General features: G+C 55.0%; 17 protein-coding genes. 11 read left to right on the forward strand and 6 right to left on the reverse strand.

The genetic code is table 11. The features are described from left to right. Nucleotides 1-490: 490 nt before the first annotated feature. Nucleotides 491-1,735, forward strand: coding sequence for a plasmid replication protein RepC (repC, locus tag M2305_RS15710; protein ID WP_264650006.1), 1,245 nt, complete (start codon nucleotides 491-493; stop codon nucleotides 1,733-1,735). 52 nt (nucleotides 1,736-1,787) lie between these two features. Next, on the forward strand, nucleotides 1,788-2,072 hold the full coding sequence (locus tag M2305_RS15715) for a DUF2312 domain-containing protein (RefSeq protein ID WP_015074983.1): 285 nt from the start codon (nucleotides 1,788-1,790) through the stop codon (nucleotides 2,070-2,072). Nucleotides 2,073-2,237: 165 nt separating this feature from the next. Here the strand turns inward: M2305_RS15715 and M2305_RS15720 are convergent, their stop codons facing one another. After that, a complete protein-coding gene (locus M2305_RS15720) occupies nucleotides 2,238-2,891 on the reverse strand; it encodes a recombinase family protein (RefSeq protein ID WP_456306141.1) in 654 nt (217 codons plus the stop codon). Between the two features lie 471 nt (nucleotides 2,892-3,362). Between M2305_RS15720 and M2305_RS15725 the strand changes: the two genes are divergently transcribed. Then, nucleotides 3,363-4,253 carry a LysR family transcriptional regulator gene (locus tag M2305_RS15725; protein WP_264650008.1) on the forward strand — a complete coding sequence of 297 codons (891 nt, stop codon included), beginning with the start codon at nucleotides 3,363-3,365 and terminating at the stop codon, nucleotides 4,251-4,253. A 42-nt stretch (nucleotides 4,254-4,295) separates the two neighbouring features. Here M2305_RS15725 and M2305_RS15730 read toward each other — a convergent pair whose 3' ends face one another. Together M2305_RS15730 and M2305_RS15735 are read right to left on the reverse strand one after the other, a co-directional pair. Beyond that, nucleotides 4,296-5,171, reverse strand: a complete 876-nt coding sequence (locus M2305_RS15730) for an arginase family protein (RefSeq protein WP_264650009.1) — start codon at nucleotides 5,169-5,171, stop codon at nucleotides 4,296-4,298. Nucleotides 5,172-5,455: 284 nt separating this feature from the next. After that, complete coding sequence (locus tag M2305_RS15735; protein ID WP_264650010.1) at nucleotides 5,456-5,728, reverse strand: hypothetical protein; 273 nt, start codon at nucleotides 5,726-5,728, stop codon at nucleotides 5,456-5,458. A gap of 321 nt (nucleotides 5,729-6,049) precedes the next feature. Between M2305_RS15735 and M2305_RS15740 the strand changes: the two genes are divergently transcribed. Then, the gene (locus M2305_RS15740) at nucleotides 6,050-6,319 is read left to right on the forward strand and encodes an alcohol dehydrogenase catalytic domain-containing protein (protein WP_264650011.1); all 270 of its coding nucleotides are present in this window, start codon (nucleotides 6,050-6,052) and stop codon (nucleotides 6,317-6,319) included. A 90-nt stretch (nucleotides 6,320-6,409) separates the two neighbouring features. On the opposite strand, the gene M2305_RS15745 is transcribed toward M2305_RS15740, so the two are convergent. Then, nucleotides 6,410-7,492, reverse strand: coding sequence for an IS5 family transposase (locus tag M2305_RS15745; RefSeq protein WP_211579064.1), 1,083 nt, complete (start codon nucleotides 7,490-7,492; stop codon nucleotides 6,410-6,412). A 236-nt stretch (nucleotides 7,493-7,728) separates the two neighbouring features. Between M2305_RS15745 and M2305_RS15750 the strand changes: the two genes are divergently transcribed. From M2305_RS15750 to M2305_RS15775, 6 genes are all read left to right on the forward strand, one after another. Continuing rightward, a complete protein-coding gene (locus M2305_RS15750; RefSeq protein WP_253490636.1) occupies nucleotides 7,729-8,259 on the forward strand; it encodes a sigma-70 family RNA polymerase sigma factor in 531 nt (176 codons plus the stop codon). Continuing rightward, nucleotides 8,249-8,884 (forward strand): NrsF family protein, encoded by a 636-nt coding sequence (locus M2305_RS15755; protein ID WP_211499417.1) that lies wholly within the window; start codon nucleotides 8,249-8,251, stop codon nucleotides 8,882-8,884. The genes M2305_RS15750 and M2305_RS15755 overlap by 11 nt, the downstream gene beginning before the upstream one ends. Before the next feature lie 114 nt (nucleotides 8,885-8,998). After that, entirely contained in the window at nucleotides 8,999-9,661 is a 663-nt protein-coding gene (locus M2305_RS15760) for a hypothetical protein (protein ID WP_211499416.1), read from the forward strand. A 23-nt stretch (nucleotides 9,662-9,684) separates the two neighbouring features. After that, nucleotides 9,685-10,344, forward strand: a complete 660-nt coding sequence (locus M2305_RS15765) for a cytochrome b/b6 domain-containing protein (protein WP_211499415.1) — start codon at nucleotides 9,685-9,687, stop codon at nucleotides 10,342-10,344. Further along, nucleotides 10,337-11,119 (forward strand): molybdopterin-dependent oxidoreductase, encoded by a 783-nt coding sequence (locus M2305_RS15770; RefSeq protein ID WP_211499414.1) that lies wholly within the window; start codon nucleotides 10,337-10,339, stop codon nucleotides 11,117-11,119. Before M2305_RS15765 ends, M2305_RS15770 begins: the two co-directional genes overlap by 8 nt. Before the next feature lie 100 nt (nucleotides 11,120-11,219). Next, complete coding sequence (locus tag M2305_RS15775; protein ID WP_211499413.1) at nucleotides 11,220-11,924, forward strand: IS6 family transposase; 705 nt, start codon at nucleotides 11,220-11,222, stop codon at nucleotides 11,922-11,924. Nucleotides 11,925-12,092: 168 nt separating this feature from the next. On the opposite strand, the gene M2305_RS15780 is transcribed toward M2305_RS15775, so the two are convergent. Continuing rightward, nucleotides 12,093-12,728, reverse strand: coding sequence for an NADPH-dependent F420 reductase (locus M2305_RS15780; protein ID WP_211499412.1), 636 nt, complete (start codon nucleotides 12,726-12,728; stop codon nucleotides 12,093-12,095). Between the two features lie 14 nt (nucleotides 12,729-12,742). Further along, nucleotides 12,743-13,537: an inositol monophosphatase family protein gene (locus M2305_RS15785; protein ID WP_063905444.1), complete on the reverse strand. Its 795-nt coding sequence runs from the start codon at nucleotides 13,535-13,537 to the stop codon at nucleotides 12,743-12,745. Nucleotides 13,538-13,606: 69 nt separating this feature from the next. Between M2305_RS15785 and M2305_RS15790 the strand changes: the two genes are divergently transcribed. Next, entirely contained in the window at nucleotides 13,607-14,212 is a 606-nt protein-coding gene (locus M2305_RS15790) for a TetR/AcrR family transcriptional regulator (protein ID WP_063905443.1), read from the forward strand. Nucleotides 14,213-14,216 lie beyond the last annotated feature (4 nt).

Here is a 14,216-nt window from a genome sequence, read left to right on the forward strand (position 1 = left end):
TCTCTCTTCCCTTTCGCTCTAGCACGGGCTTGCGCAAAGAAAAAAGGTTTCCTTAACGAATTGTGAAAAAAAATTACGGAAGGCCGCTTTTGTTCTCATCACTCCCTTGAGAGCGTGGAACAGACTCATGTTACAGATGAAAGTCGCAGATCCCTGTGGCGATCTCTGAGCGGCCGAGAGACTCTGAAAAGGGCCTTTCTTTCTCGCTACAGGAGAAGCATAAAGGCAAATCGCCTATTTGGGCTTGAAGAAGGAATTGTTTGAGTGAGTTAGCCAGAGCCCAGATACGTTTAAGGCCCCGCTTTCACGAGGCCCTAGAACGTAGTCCCATCGGTCGCCAAACCGATTGAACTGGATTGAAAATTTCACTGCTGATTTTTCAATCCTACATTTCAGCTTCGAATGCAAGAGTTTCTTGCAAACGGGAGGGGCTTGTTTGAAGGGTTGGAGAGCAGGGCTTCGGAAATCCCGAAATCCTGAGAAGTTTTCCATGACCTATTCTCTTTCGCATGACCCCCATCAGGCCGGGGTGAGACGCATTACCCCGGCCATGATCCTGGCCGAGATGCAGTGTGAGGCCCTGCCGCGAAGTGGTGCCAGCAAGGCGCAGATCCTCAGTGCGTTGCACACAGAGCCTCGTGCGCTTGGCCTTCAGCCGCGCCAGTCCGATCTGCTTGGCTTTCTAATCAGCCGCACGAAGCCGGTGGACTGGGAGGACGACAACCTCACAATCTGCGCCGTGCGCAATCGTGACATCTGCGAGCGGTTCGGCATCGAGAGGTCCACGGTCAAACGCTGGTTACGCGGCCTCAGCGAGTTAGGCTGGATCATCATGCGCGATAGTCCGAATCAACAGCGCTGGTTGAGACGTGACGGCCGCAATGGGGCCATCCTTGAGGGATACGGGTTCGATCTGTCGCCGCTGTCTCGGCGCTACGACGAAATGCTCCAACGCGTTGAGGCCTTCAGAGAGCGGGAGCGCGAAGGAAAGCGCCTGCACAAGCGCGCCATGATCCTGAGCCGCCGCATCACGGCCCTTTCCGCCACGGCCCTTGAGACGGTCGGGAATAAGGCAGAGGTCATGAGCATCCAGCAGAACGGGCATCAGCTCCTGGCGCTGCGTGGCAATGACCACGATGTGGACATCCTGTCGCCATTGGTTGAGCAGATGGAGGGATTGGTCGAGCGTCTGGAGGCCCTGATCGCAGGCGTTGACCCTGTGGAAATGGACCCCATGGGGCGCACTGATGGACCCCATAATACTGATACAAACCCAAATACAATAACTAAAGTTACTGTAAGCGGAGCCGGCTGCGCCGGCGTTGGCATAGAGGAAGGAGTAGTTGGGTCTGACAGTGCCTCCCCTGCCAAGGCCTCGCCGCTTCGGGGCTTCAAGGCCGGCCCGAACTTCCTCCTTCAGCTCGTCCCGGATCTGCGCGATCTCTGCACCGGCAGCCGTCCCCATGAGGCCGAACTGATCGAGGCCGTGGAGATGCTCACTGGCTCTCTGGGGATTTCGTCTCATGCCTGGCGTCAGGCTTGCAGTGTGATGGGCCGATATGAGGCGGCTGTCGCGGTGTGCGTCATTTCCGCCAAGGCGCGAAAGGGCAAGGTCAGGTCGGCCGGTGGGCTGCTACGAGCCATGATCGAGCGCCACCTCGACGGTACGTTGGCTCTGGACCGGACCCTCTATGGCCTGGCGTCAGATCTTTCGGCCGACCGCATCTACCATTGAGGTGTCAGTCGCAGATGGGATCTGCAGAATGGGCGAGTGAAAGGAGAATTGTATGTTGGCACATGAGGAACAGGACGTAGCACCTGCCGAGACAGCAGCTCAGACCGGAGGAATTGCGGCCGATCGTCTCAGATCCATTATCGAGCGTGTCGAGCGACTGGAAGAAGAGCGAAAGGCACTGGCTGGCGACATCAAAGACATCTTCAGCGAGGCCAAGTCGGCTGGCTTCGACGTCAAGATCATCAAACAGATCCTGAAACTTCGGAAAATGGAGCCCGCCCAGGTCGAGGAGCAGGAGACCCTTCTGGACATTTATCGCCGTGCTTTAGGAATGTGAATCAGTGGTGTGTCCATTGCGGACACACCCTTTAGGAGAGAGCGAATTTCTACGCCAACAGTTGCGGCCTTATCCTACCGCGTGGCCATGGTGTCCGGAGCCGTTGGAATCAGCCTGATTCTCGCGGGATATGCGCGGCTGAAATATCTTCGGTCTCACCCAGCCTCACCTGGCCTGTCGGCCGCGACGACCGAGCGGCTTCTTCTGATCGTATTCTGCGGGGCGATCCTGAATATTGCCGTCGGTTTTCTCCTCCTCTGAAGGCGGTTGCCATCCAATCCGTTCCAGAGTGTTCAACAGGGTGGTGCGAGGAATCTGGAAGCTGCGGGCGACGGACATTTTGCTTGCTCCCTTTTTCAGGGCTTCAAGCGCCATTTCCAGCTTTTCCTGACTTATTGCAGGCGGTCTTCCTCCCTTACGGCCTCGACGTTTCGCAGCGGCAAGCCCTGCCATGACCCGTTCATGAATCAGAGCCCGCTCGTATTGCGCTAGGGCGCCGAAAAGCGAGAACATCAGCTCACCATGTGGCGTCGTGGTGTCCATTTGCTCCGTCAACGACCGAAAGGAGACAGATTTCTCCTTGAGACCTGCGATGATTGACAGGAGATGCGGAAGTGATCGGCCCAGGCGATCCAGCTTCCAGACCACGAGAACGTCTCCACTCTTTATATAAGAGAGACATTCTTTCAGACCCGGTCTGTCGTCGCGTGCTCCCGAGGCCTTGTCCTGGAAGATATTCCGTTCGTCCACCCCCGCCGCGAGAAGGGCGTCGCGCTGGAGGTCGACAGACTGACGCTCATCGAGCGAAGAAACACGCATGTAGCCGATCAGCATGTCGGAAAACCCCGTTTTTTGTGTTTTGGTCACTTATACCAAAGCGACGGGGTTTGTCGTCAGTTTTCACTTCATTTTAGGCTAGGAGGCCCCATGACCGTGATCCGAGACGTAGGGCATGTCTGAAAACAGATGCGCCCCGACAGACGCAAGAGGTCTGTGGTGTGCTTAGAGGACAAGTTTAGCGGCATGTCCGCTCACGCATCTTTCAGGATATTCAGCTAGATATCCGCTTTTTAGCCACGGTATATGGTCGCTTATCGGCAGCGATGGAGGGGGAGCAGCATGTCTCCTTTTGTGCAAAAAATATAGAAAAGCGGACCTCTAAGAAATCAAAAGGATCCCAGTTGATGAGCGAAATCCAGTCAGTTAAGGCAGATAAACTATGACCCCAAAGGCATTTCGCACTAAGATTATCGCTAATAACACGCGATAAAACAGGACTTTACACAGCAAGTGTCACGGGAAAATTTTAGCGAACTGCTTTCTTTTCTGGCAGTTGCTCAGGAGCGGAGCTTTACAAAGGCAGCGGCTCGCAGAGACGTCACGCCCTCCGCAATTAGCCACACCATGCGTCTTCTGGAGGAACGACTGGGCGTCACCCTTCTGACGAGAACAACACGTCGTGTCGTTCCCACGCCTGCGGGAGATTATCTTCTGCAGAATATTCAGCCGCTTTTCGACGAAATCGAGAACCGGATGAGCAGCCTAGACGAGTTCCGCAAATGTCCCAGAGGCAATCTCCGGATTACCGTGACAGATGAATCTCTGGGCTTTTTCCTTCGATCCCGCATTGCAGATTTTCTAAAGAACTACCCCGAAATCTCCTTGGAGATCTCAACGGATCTGCGCCTGATTGATATTGTGGATGAAGGCTTCGACGCAGGCGTGCGCCTTGGGGAACTGGTGACTCAGGGGATGATTTCAGTGCCTGTGTCCCCTGACATCCCATTTGCTGTTGTTGGGTCCCCGATCTATTTCAAAAGCCACGCCGTCCCAAAAAACCCGGCCAATCTGCAAGAGCACAATTGTATCGGGGTTCGTCTACCAACCCATGGAAAGATTTATCCGTGGCGTTTCAGACAGAAGGGTAAAGACCTGAAGTTTCAGCCTGTCGGCCAATTTGTATGCAACAATGTGTTCGGTGCACGCGATGCTTGCCTGGACGGTATTGGCCTCGCTTACATTCCCAAAATTGTTGCCGAAGAACACATCCAGAATGGCAAACTGATATCAGTTCTGGAGCCATTCTGTCCGACGCATCTCGGGTTTCATCTCTTCTACCCCCGACACCATCGCCATTCGATGCCTCTGTCGCTGTTCGTCGAGGAAATGAAAGTAAAATGAGAAAGCCTGCGTATAAGAATACAGGCTTTCTGGCGCGAAGGTTTAACTGCCGATAAGAGGAAGCTGTTTGAGCATTTCCTGCAGGTTTACCGCATCCCAGGGCATATGCTCGGCAATCGTCATACCGACCACTTCTTTTTCGGTCGTCACTTCCTGAATTAATTTCAGAACATCCGGAATGTTGAGTTTGCCCTCGGCAACATCTCCGAAATCATGCTTGCCACGACCCGGTTTTGCAAAAAGCAGAGACCGGAAGTTGTGCGGATCCAGCACATCAAGATCCAGATGGATGGCAAGGACTTCAATCTGACTGTCTTTTAGCCACTCCATGACGGGCTGTGCGCCATCACGCACCTGCTGGGGTGAACATGTCCGCACTCCATGATCCGCAATGAACTGGGCTTCGAACGGAAGTGGATCATGGATACCTGCAATCATCACATTCTTTGCAGGAAGCGGCTTCGTCACTGCCTTGGTCAGATCAGGATCGCCATGACCTAACAGAGCCCCCAGAACGTGTGCATGTGCGTTCATATACTGCTTTGGCGTCTGAACGTCTGGATGGGTATCAATCCAGAGCACACCCAGCCTGTCGCCATAGCGCTCCGAGAGCCACGAAAAAGGCACGAGCGAGACAAGGCAGTCCCCACCCAGAACAGCCAAAGACTCCGGTTGATAACGTTCGATGATCTTCCGGGCTTCTCTGATTTGTTTCAGCAGAACACTGCGTCCACGCATTTTATCTTCGACTGGCAGAGGGACGTCCGTTGGAGCGTCAACCGGAACCTCCTCAACAGGGCCAGCAGAAGGAGGAGCCAGCCAGGCCAAAAGTTTTGATCCCAGATAATAGGGGGGATTATCACCGCCCTGCCACTGAGGGAAAATAAGCCTCAACGTTTTGGAATCCTGATCCGCCATGAAAGACCTCCTCTCAGGTAAGTGCATGCGGTCTGCCTCGGTACCGATCAGATAACTCGCCATCTCGGCCAGATGTAAAGGCGCTTATTTTTTGTCTTTCGCAAAAGATCGAGATTTCCCGAACCGCTTCATACAACAGAGCATTTCATGAGCGGTGTATAATTGATAGATCTTTATTGCTGAAATTTTCTCACAAACTTTTTGATGAAAAACGCTATAGTCTTGCGGAAAATTCGATTTTAAGACTGGAAAATCTCCAAGCAAGGTCAAGGCTGCAATCCACCTCATGTGGATTGATCGTATCCCAATTCATCTTTCCGCTCTGAAATTAATGCTTTCATCATGCAGAATTTGATTCCTAAGGAGCTTTCTCCTGTCCGCCAGAAACTGGCTGTTCTGTCTCTGGCGTTGGGTTCATTTGCATCAGTCACCACCGAATTTCTTCCTGTCGGTATCCTGCCTGATATTTCGAGAACATTTTCTGTAAGTCCGGGAATGGCGGGGCGTACCATGACAGTTCCTGGAATGATGGCAGCACTTTCCGCTCCTGGAGTCATGTGGTTTTCCGGACGCACAGATCGTCGCAGGATTATTTTATGGCTCTCCCTTATTCTGCTCGCAGGTTGCCATTGCAGTCGGTTCAAGTGTTGGAGGCGCGATAGTCGATCATTTCGGATTGAGAGCAAATTTCTGGATGAGCGCTTTGATTGTCATTCTGAGCGCCTTCTATCTGGCGACCCATAGAAAAGCAGAGTGATTTTGTAAGGGGCTCTCGTTGAGAAAATACGTCTGCAAGAGAGGACGGTTCAAAATTACGAAAACGATCAACAGCAATCCGCCTGTCACCATCGAACGTTTTTCAGCATGAGGGAAGCATCATGAAGTCTCTGGTTTGCACGTCTTTTGGAACAGCCCCCTCAATGGCTATTGAGGAACGTCCTAAACCTTTGCCTAGGCCAGGTTATACTTTGATCAAAATGCATGCTGCGACGGTCAATCAACTTTCGGGGCAAATTCGTCGCGGTCTTTTCAATAAAGCCAAGGCGCCTCTGGTTCTGAGTAATGACGGCGCAGGTACAGTAGAGGGTAGAGACCTCTTTCAACCTGGAGGGATCGAAGAACTATTGGTTGATGTACCTTGGTTTTGATTTTGGGCTTTTGGCGTGCTGATTGACGCTATCTGGGACAACACTCGATCTGCGTTTTGAGCAGATCGAGTGTTGTCCCCTGCTGAATGACTACGCGCTCGCGTTCAATCTTTCGAGGAAGAGAAAGCGACGCATGTTGTAGACGATATTGGCCAGCCCGACCCTCATGGTGGCTCGCGTTATGCCTACAGTTCGGACGAACAGTCCTGTCTGCGATTTCTGATCGGCAAAGACATGCTCGACACGCGATCGGATGACCGACTTTCCAGCATTCGATTTCTGGATATGGCGGGGCATGGGTTTAAGGTGCGGCTTTTTCCTGTGAACCTTCGAGACAAAGCCATGCTCCTCCATGAAGTCCTCGTTGGCTTTCGAGCGATAGGCTGTGTCGGCCCAAACCGTTGAGGCTGTGTTGCTTTTATCCAGCAGCCCCTCTCTCAAGCGCGCGCCATCGCTGGCTGCTGCATCCGTCGTCTTCCATTTCCGGATGAACCGGTATTTCCGGTCGATGGAGACATGGGATTTGTAGCCAAAAAATGGAATGGCGAGATCGCTGGGTGGCATGGTTCCATCATCCTGCCGTTTTGCTTTCGTGAACTTCAGTGTCCAGCGCGCATGACGATCCTTGTGCGACAGCTTTCTGGGTTTGTCCTGCCAGTCTTCAGGAATACGTCCTTCCCGAAGATCGGCTTTCTCTGCGTTGGTGTTCCGCTGCTTTGGAGCAGCCACCAGTGTGGCATCCAGGATCTGGCCGGACATCGGTAAATACCCGGCGTTGCGCAGGGTCGCATCAAAGCGGTTGAACAGCCCATCGATCGCACCCGCCTGGGTCAGACGCTCGCGGAACAGCCAGACCGTTTTGGCATCAGGCACCCGATCTGAAAGTCCCAGACCAAGGAAACGCATAAAGGAGAGGCGATCGTTGATCAGATATTCCGTCCGCTCATCAGACAAATTGTTGAGCGTCTGGATCACCAGAATTTTGAACATCAGCACCGGATCAAATGGCGGTCGTCCGCCTTTGCTTCCGTCAGAATACGTCAGAGCCTTCTCCAGGTCAGGGCGGAAGACTTCAAAATCCACAGTCCGGGAAAACGCTTCGAGCTGATCACCAAGTCCGCTCAATCGAGCAAGCCGCTCTTCAACATCAAAGAAACCCGGCTGCTTCATGATCCATACTCCAATCAACGCAAGGAAAATGGAATCACAGAGCAAACCTCAATACCAGAGGGTTTTTCGAACCCTCCATCTTGATCGGGATAAGAAGCCAAATAGTAAAACTGTGAGCTCATAAAATCGGAGTCAAATGCGTCGCACAATTGCTGGAAATTGATGAGGCGTGTAACCAAACCGCTTGGGCGAGCGAATATCCCACCATGAGCAATTGGGTGTAGGGCGAATTCTTGGATGTGAGGCAGGATAATTGGGGACGCCTGATGGGGGCTGCTCAGACAGGAAATAGCGCTGCTTACACCCGTTTGCTCAGCGAAGTGGACCTGTGGCTGCAGGCCTACTTCAGACGGCGTCTGCCCGCTGATCTCGTGAATGATGCGACGCAGGACACCTTGTTGGCTATCCACGAAAAGCGCCACACCTACGACCCACAAAAGGCCTTTGGTCCATGGCTTGCCGCAATTGCGCGCTACAAATGGATCGATCGTCTTAGGGCCATGGGTCGTGATCTAACGGAGCCTTTGTCGGACTACGTGGCGGCCCCAGATCAGGAAGAGGCTCATCTGAGTGCTCTGACACTCGAAGATCTGATGCGTGACGTAAAACCGGCCCAAGCCGCAGCCATAGGGATGGTCAAACTTGAAGGTTATTCGGTCGAAGAAACGGCCAACCGCACTGGACAATCTGCCTCGTTGGTAAAGATCAACATCCACAGAGGCCTAGCGCGCCTCATGGCGCGCGTTAGGGATCGTAGCGATGACACATAACAGCCTGATCGAGAGCCTTGCCGCGGACCTCCAACCTGTCCGGCATCGCAGTATCGGTCGTGAAGCCGCGCTGTTTGGCATTCTGGTGACAGTGGAATTCCTGCTCGTGCTCGCTTTCCTGATGCGACCTGACATGCGCCGCGTTATCCATGAGCCCTTTATGTGGTGGAAAATGGGCAGCTTATTAGCAATTGCGATCCCCAGCCTATGGGGTGCGCTTGAATCGTTTTCTCCCACAGGTTCCGCGCGTCGTGCGTTGCGTTGGGCATCGTTGCTTGTTGGGGCCGCACTTTTTCTTGGGCTCAGCATAGGATCAGGACGGGACGATGCTTCATTGATTGCGCGCCTGGCATGGCCGAACGGCCTGATCTGCGCGGGAAGTATGATCGTCTTGTCAATTCCTGTGGTTGTCATGCTCGGCATACTGATGAAGCGTGCAGCCCCCACCAACAGACAACAAAGTGGCCTTGCCGTTGGGCTGGCAGGCGCAACGTGGGGGGCATTTGTCTACACACTCGCCTGTCGTGCCGATGATCCTTTGTATATTGCTGTCTGGTATCTCGTCGGGTGTGCAATTGTGACAGCGACTGCGCGGCTGATCCTGCCTCGAATGTCGCGCTGGTGATTGCGACTAACTGAATTTTTCTTGTCTGTTGTGTAACCCGATCCGCGTCAGCCGCGAATGAATGAACACGGGGCCGCCATCACGGTGTTCCGTTCAGATTGGGAAATTACAAATATGCGTATCCATGCTCTCGCTTCCATAGCGGCTGTAGGCGCTATGGTCATATCCTCGGTAGCCATCGCACAAGTGCCGCAGCGCACACGCGGAACGGTGGTCTCCGTAGGTGATGCTTCTGCGGTGGTTCGCACACCGATGGGTCGCGTGACCGTGGCCCTCGCGCCCGACACAGGCTTTGTTGGCGCCAAAAAAGCCAGTCTCGACGACATCAAGTCTAACACATTTATCGGCACGGCGGCTGTTCCGGGAGCCGATGGTTCCCTGCGCGCGCTGGAGGTCACAATTTTCCCTGAATCCATGCGTGGCGCGGGTGAAGGCAGTTACCCATGGGATCTGGGTAAATCCGGTTCCATGACCAATGGTGCGGTCAGCTCAATGACGAACGGTACGGTAGCAGCGGCCGTAGGTGGCAGTTCAATGACCAACGGAACAGTCACTGGTATGAGCGACGCCCAGGGGCGCACCATCAAAGTCACATACAAGGGAGGAGTCCAGACCGTGGCACTTCCAGAAACAATTCCTGTTGTGATGCTTGAACCAGGCGAAAAGAGTTTGCTCAAGGCAGGCGCGAAAGTCGTCGTATTCGGGCCTGTGTCTGGCACCAACGTCGAAGCAAAGCGCATTATCATTGGCGAAGACGGCGTAAAACCACCGATGTGATCTCGATCGTAGGGGAGCACATAATGTCGGGTCCATCCCAGTCTGTCCGCTCGGCAGACCGAAAAATTCTCGTTCATCCACTGGTGGTCAGAATCACTCATTGGATCAATGCTGTGGCGATTTTGATAATGGTTGGAAGTGGATGGGGCATCTATAATGCCTCTCCGCTCCTGCCTTTTCGTTTCCCGCCTTGGGCGACCCTGGGCGGATGGCTGGGTGGTGCCATTGCCTGGCACCTGGCCGCAATGTGGCTGCTGTGCGCCAATGCACTTATCTATTTCGGATATGGGATTTTCCGAAAGCATTTTCGGGATCATTTCCTGCCGCTGTCGCCCCGCTTCGTGCTGTCCGACCTGCGTCAGGCGATGGCTTTTCGACTTCGCCACACGCTCGGGGCGTATAATGCGATCCAGAAGCTTCTGTATATTGTCGTTCTCTTTTTAGGGATTGCGGCCGTTTTATCAGGGCTCGCTCTTTGGAAACCAGTTCAATTGCAAGTTCTGGACACAGTGATGGGTGGTTATCCCGCAGTCCGTTGGATTCATTTTCTATCCATGAGCGGCATTGTTGGGTTTCTGATCGTTCACCTCACTCTGGTCGCGATCGTTCCCAAAACCCTGCCATCAATGTTCACTGGCCGTACCCGTGTTATCTCCGATGGACTCAAGGCACACTATGACTGATGAAATCAAACGCCCCTCACGGGCCGGGAAAGAAATTCTGAACGCAAGCAAACCTCAGATTGAACGTTTGCAACGTCGGTTATTCTTGCGGCAGGGACTTTCCCTTGGGGCATTGGTCATGTTGACGGGCTGTGACTACGGATCCCTGGCCGAGAACGATGGGTTAGACCGCCTGCTTCGCGCCATGTCGGGATTTAACGACCGCGTGCAGGCACTACTTTTCAATCCGCATCGTCTTGCACCAACATATGCTGCAAGCCAAATTACAAAGCCCTTTCCTTTCAACGCTTTTTACGGAATCGATGACGCACCAGATATCGACCCCGATGCATGGAAGCTGGAAGTTTCCGGCTTAGTCTCTGATAAAACCCCGTGGACAGTACAACGCTTACGCGGCTTGCCGCAGGAAAGTCAGATCACACGTCTAATCTGTGTCGAAGGATGGAGTGCTATTGGACAATGGAGCGGTGTGCCCTTTAGAGCTTTTCTGGAACGGATTGGCGCTGACACCACTGCGAAATACGTGGGCTTGAAATGCGCGGACAAATACTATTCCAGCATCGATATGGCGACAGCACTGCATCCCCAAACGATCATGACACTCGACTTTGGGGGGGAGCCCCTACCCGGTGCTTATGGTGCCCCCATGCGCTTGCGCGTACCAACAAAACTTGGATTTAAAAACCCAAAATATATACAGGCTTTATATGTCACAAACACATATCCTGGAGGATATTGGGAAGATCAGGGCTATAACTGGTTCAGTGGATCGTAGTGCAATTTCCAGGACGTTTCTTGGTGCTATCACGTGAACTGACGTGGGGTATTTTGAAGCGGTGCTGTCACATTAACTCCTGGGTTGTAGACTGCTCTGCATGAGAGTTGCCCCTGCCAGCTACAAACGCCATCGATTTCCGCGCGAACTGATAGCGCATGCGGTGTGGCTGTATTACCGGTTTCCATTGAGCTTCAGGTTGATTGAGGAAATGCTGCTCGAGCGCGGGATCTTTATATCGTATGAGACAATCCGCCGCTGGAGTCAGAAATTCGGGACCGCATTTGCACGCAGACTGCGCCGCAAGCGTGCGTCAGCGGGTGACGTGTGGCATCTCGACGAAGTCAGGATCGTGATTCGTGGTCAGCCTCACTGGCTGTGGCGTGCGGTTGATCAGGATGGCTACATTCTCGATGAAATCCTGCAGACGCGGCGCAACACGAAAGCGACAAGACGGTTGCTAACGCGGCTTCTCAACAAGCAGGGCGCCAGGCCAAAACGCATCATCACCGACAAACTGAAATCATACGGAGCAGCGAAGCGCCAGCTCATGGCGTGTGTGGAACACCGCTCTCATAAAGGCCTGAACAACAGGGAGGAGAACTCACATCTGCCGCTGCGAAAACGCGAGCGTGTCCTGCAAAAGTTTCGATCACCCGGAGTTTGTCCGCGCTTCATCTCTGTCTTCTCCGCCGTGCGCAACCTGTTTGTCCCACCAGCCTCCATCGATAATGCCTTATCCCGACATCTGCACCGTCTCAGGGCTTTCGCCCAATGGAATAACGCGACCGATCTTCTTGCCTGATAAGTTCGACAAAGACCTTAAAATACCCCAAGCTAATTAACGTGACAGCACCCCTTCCTCTGACGAAGATGAGGTAGGGGTGTAGTCTCTTCAGGTAAGCCAACAATTTTAAGGGTACTATCCCTTGGGACGCGGAGGAATGGCGATATCCGAGGTCATGCCCATTATTCAGGTCGCGATGGAGATGGCAAAGGGCGCGAAGCCACGGGCCCGGACGATATCACCCACGATCAGCATCATGGCTTCAGGACCGCGTGCACTGGCGATGCTTCCCAGATCGACGATGCTTTTCGGAGACCAGCCCATGTCGAGAAGCAAGGTGGCCACCAGTTTCCGGGAATCATCGTCTTCGCCAGAGATGAAGGCGGTGCCGCCCTTGACGACGGCAGGGTCGGCCATCACAGAAAATAGCATGGTGTTGAGCGTCTTGACGACGCGCGTGGCCGGAAGCGCGGCTTGCAGCCGCTCGGCGAGACTGTCGGAAGGGTAGAGCAGGCCCGCCGGTCGCCCATTAGCGTCTCGGGAGGTCGCGTTGGCGACATCGATCAGAATCTTGCCTGACAGCGGACCGGCTAGTGCCGCGAGCCGCTCGACGCTGCTGTCGCCCGGCGTGGCATTGAAGATCATGTTGGCAGCGGCGATCGCTTGCGCCGTATCGGCCAGAGTGACGGCGGGGCCTTGCCAGCGAGCCTTCGTCGCTGCGAGGTCGCGCGAGCCGATGGTGACGCGATGGCCGCCGCGAACCAACGCCGTGGCAAGCGCCCCGGCAACCCGGCCCGAACCCAGAATGGCAATATCAGACATAGGATACTCAACTTTTAGAGGGGGAGGATGGATATCGATAGATTGGCAAGTTCTGCTGGACCGGCGACGAAGCCGGATGCCGCCGAGGTCCAGCGTTCGCCCGCAAGGTTGATCGCGACCCCGCCCGCCTCGCGGATCAGAAGCGCGCCGCCAATCAGACCTGCGGCTACATGGCCATATTGCCAGAAGAGATCGAGCTGTCCCGCTGCCACATCGACCAGTTCTAGCCCTGTCGGAACTGAGGCCCTGACCAGCAACGCTGCGTCGAGCATCACTGCTGTAGATTGGGCCATGCGCTTTTTGATCGCCGCCGTCTCGCCTGGTCGCGCCTGACCGGTAGCAACGATGGCCGCGTCCAGCCCCCGCTTGCCGGAGACGTGCAACGGCTTGCCGTTCACAAAAGCGCCGCAACCGGCTATCGCGGTATAGGTTTCGCCCTTGAGCGGCTCATGGATGACGGTCAGCCACGGCTCTCCATCTCGTACCAGCGTCGCGGTCACGCCCCAGCCGTCGCGGCCGTGCAGATGATTGACGTTGCCTTCGACCGGATCCACCGCCCACCATTCACCGGCGGGCAGCGGACCCTCGCCGTCTTCGTCCTCCAGCCAGTGCGAGCCGGGCCGGGCTGCTAGCAGAATCTGTCGCAGGTCAGCGGTCACGGCCTTGTCATTATCGGCGATGCCTTGCAGCAATGTCGCCAGATCGGTCGGCGGGGGCTGAATCCGGAAGCGGTCGAGCAGGATATCCCCGGCTGCTTTCACAGCGCCAACCGCGATCTCCAGCAGCGCATTTTCTGAATTGTCGGTCACGCTTTCGTCTCACTTGATGATGGACATAAGCTATGATCTCGGCCTCATTACCGCTACTCGCCTTCCATCATGACGACATCGCACGACATCACCAGCACGAATCCCCGAAAAGCCGCGCGTCAGCGCCGGTCGGAGGCGACGGTGGATGCCGTGGTGGAGGCGGCTGCTCGCATTCTGGAGGGAAAGGGCGCGCCCGGCTACACCACCAACGCCATCGCCAGAACGGCCGGGGTCAGCATTGGCTCGCTGTACCAATATTTCCCGAACAAGGACGCGATCACCCGCGCGCTGATCCGCCGTGAACTGCGATCGCTGGAGGATGATCTCGGCCCCGTTTTCGCAGCACCCATGGCGCCCGGTGCGCTGGCTGACTTCGCGTTCGCCGCTGCCACCTATCAGATGCGACGGCCAGCTCTCGCGCGGCGCCTTGACGAGCAGGAGGAGCAGGTTGCGGCACCGGACGACCTCGCCCCGGCGCGCGCGCGCATCATGGCGCTGTTATCTGCCGTGATGCTGGGCCACGGGATCGATGCCGACACAGCATTGCTGGACGATCTCATGGCCGTCGCCAGATCATTGACCGATGCGGCCGGGCATCGCGGCGAGACGGACATCGCGCCGCTGGCGCGCAGGATCGAGTTTGCCATGATGGCGGTCGCGACGGCCGGGCGATGAACGC

The sequence above is a fragment of the Gluconobacter cerinus genome (genome assembly GCF_025961355.1).
Classification (GTDB): Bacteria; Pseudomonadota; Alphaproteobacteria; order Acetobacterales; family Acetobacteraceae; genus Gluconobacter; species Gluconobacter cerinus.

Excerpts from the sequence above, each read along its gene's own strand:
- repC (WP_264650006.1), top strand. The coding sequence starts at position 491 with ATGACCTATTCTCTTTCGCATGACCCCCATCAGGCCGGGGTGAGACGC.
- M2305_RS15715 (WP_015074983.1), top strand. The coding sequence starts at position 1,788 with ATGTTGGCACATGAGGAACAGGACGTAGCACCTGCCGAGACAGCAGCT.
- M2305_RS15720 (WP_456306141.1), bottom strand. The coding sequence starts at position 2,891 with ATGCGTGTTTCTTCGCTCGATGAGCGTCAGTCTGTCGACCTCCAGCGC.
- M2305_RS15730 (WP_264650009.1), bottom strand. The coding sequence starts at position 5,171 with ATGGCGGATCAGGATTCCAAAACGTTGAGGCTTATTTTCCCTCAGTGG.
- M2305_RS15735 (WP_264650010.1), bottom strand. The coding sequence starts at position 5,728 with ATGACTCCAGGAGCGGAAAGTGCTGCCATCATTCCAGGAACTGTCATG.
- M2305_RS15740 (WP_264650011.1), top strand. The coding sequence starts at position 6,050 with ATGAAGTCTCTGGTTTGCACGTCTTTTGGAACAGCCCCCTCAATGGCT.
- M2305_RS15755 (WP_211499417.1), top strand. The coding sequence starts at position 8,249 with ATGACACATAACAGCCTGATCGAGAGCCTTGCCGCGGACCTCCAACCT.
- M2305_RS15760 (WP_211499416.1), top strand. The coding sequence starts at position 8,999 with ATGCGTATCCATGCTCTCGCTTCCATAGCGGCTGTAGGCGCTATGGTC.
- M2305_RS15765 (WP_211499415.1), top strand. The coding sequence starts at position 9,685 with ATGTCGGGTCCATCCCAGTCTGTCCGCTCGGCAGACCGAAAAATTCTC.
- M2305_RS15770 (WP_211499414.1), top strand. The coding sequence starts at position 10,337 with ATGACTGATGAAATCAAACGCCCCTCACGGGCCGGGAAAGAAATTCTG.
- M2305_RS15775 (WP_211499413.1), top strand. The coding sequence starts at position 11,220 with ATGAGAGTTGCCCCTGCCAGCTACAAACGCCATCGATTTCCGCGCGAA.
- M2305_RS15780 (WP_211499412.1), bottom strand. The coding sequence starts at position 12,728 with ATGTCTGATATTGCCATTCTGGGTTCGGGCCGGGTTGCCGGGGCGCTT.
- M2305_RS15790 (WP_063905443.1), top strand. The coding sequence starts at position 13,607 with ATGACGACATCGCACGACATCACCAGCACGAATCCCCGAAAAGCCGCG.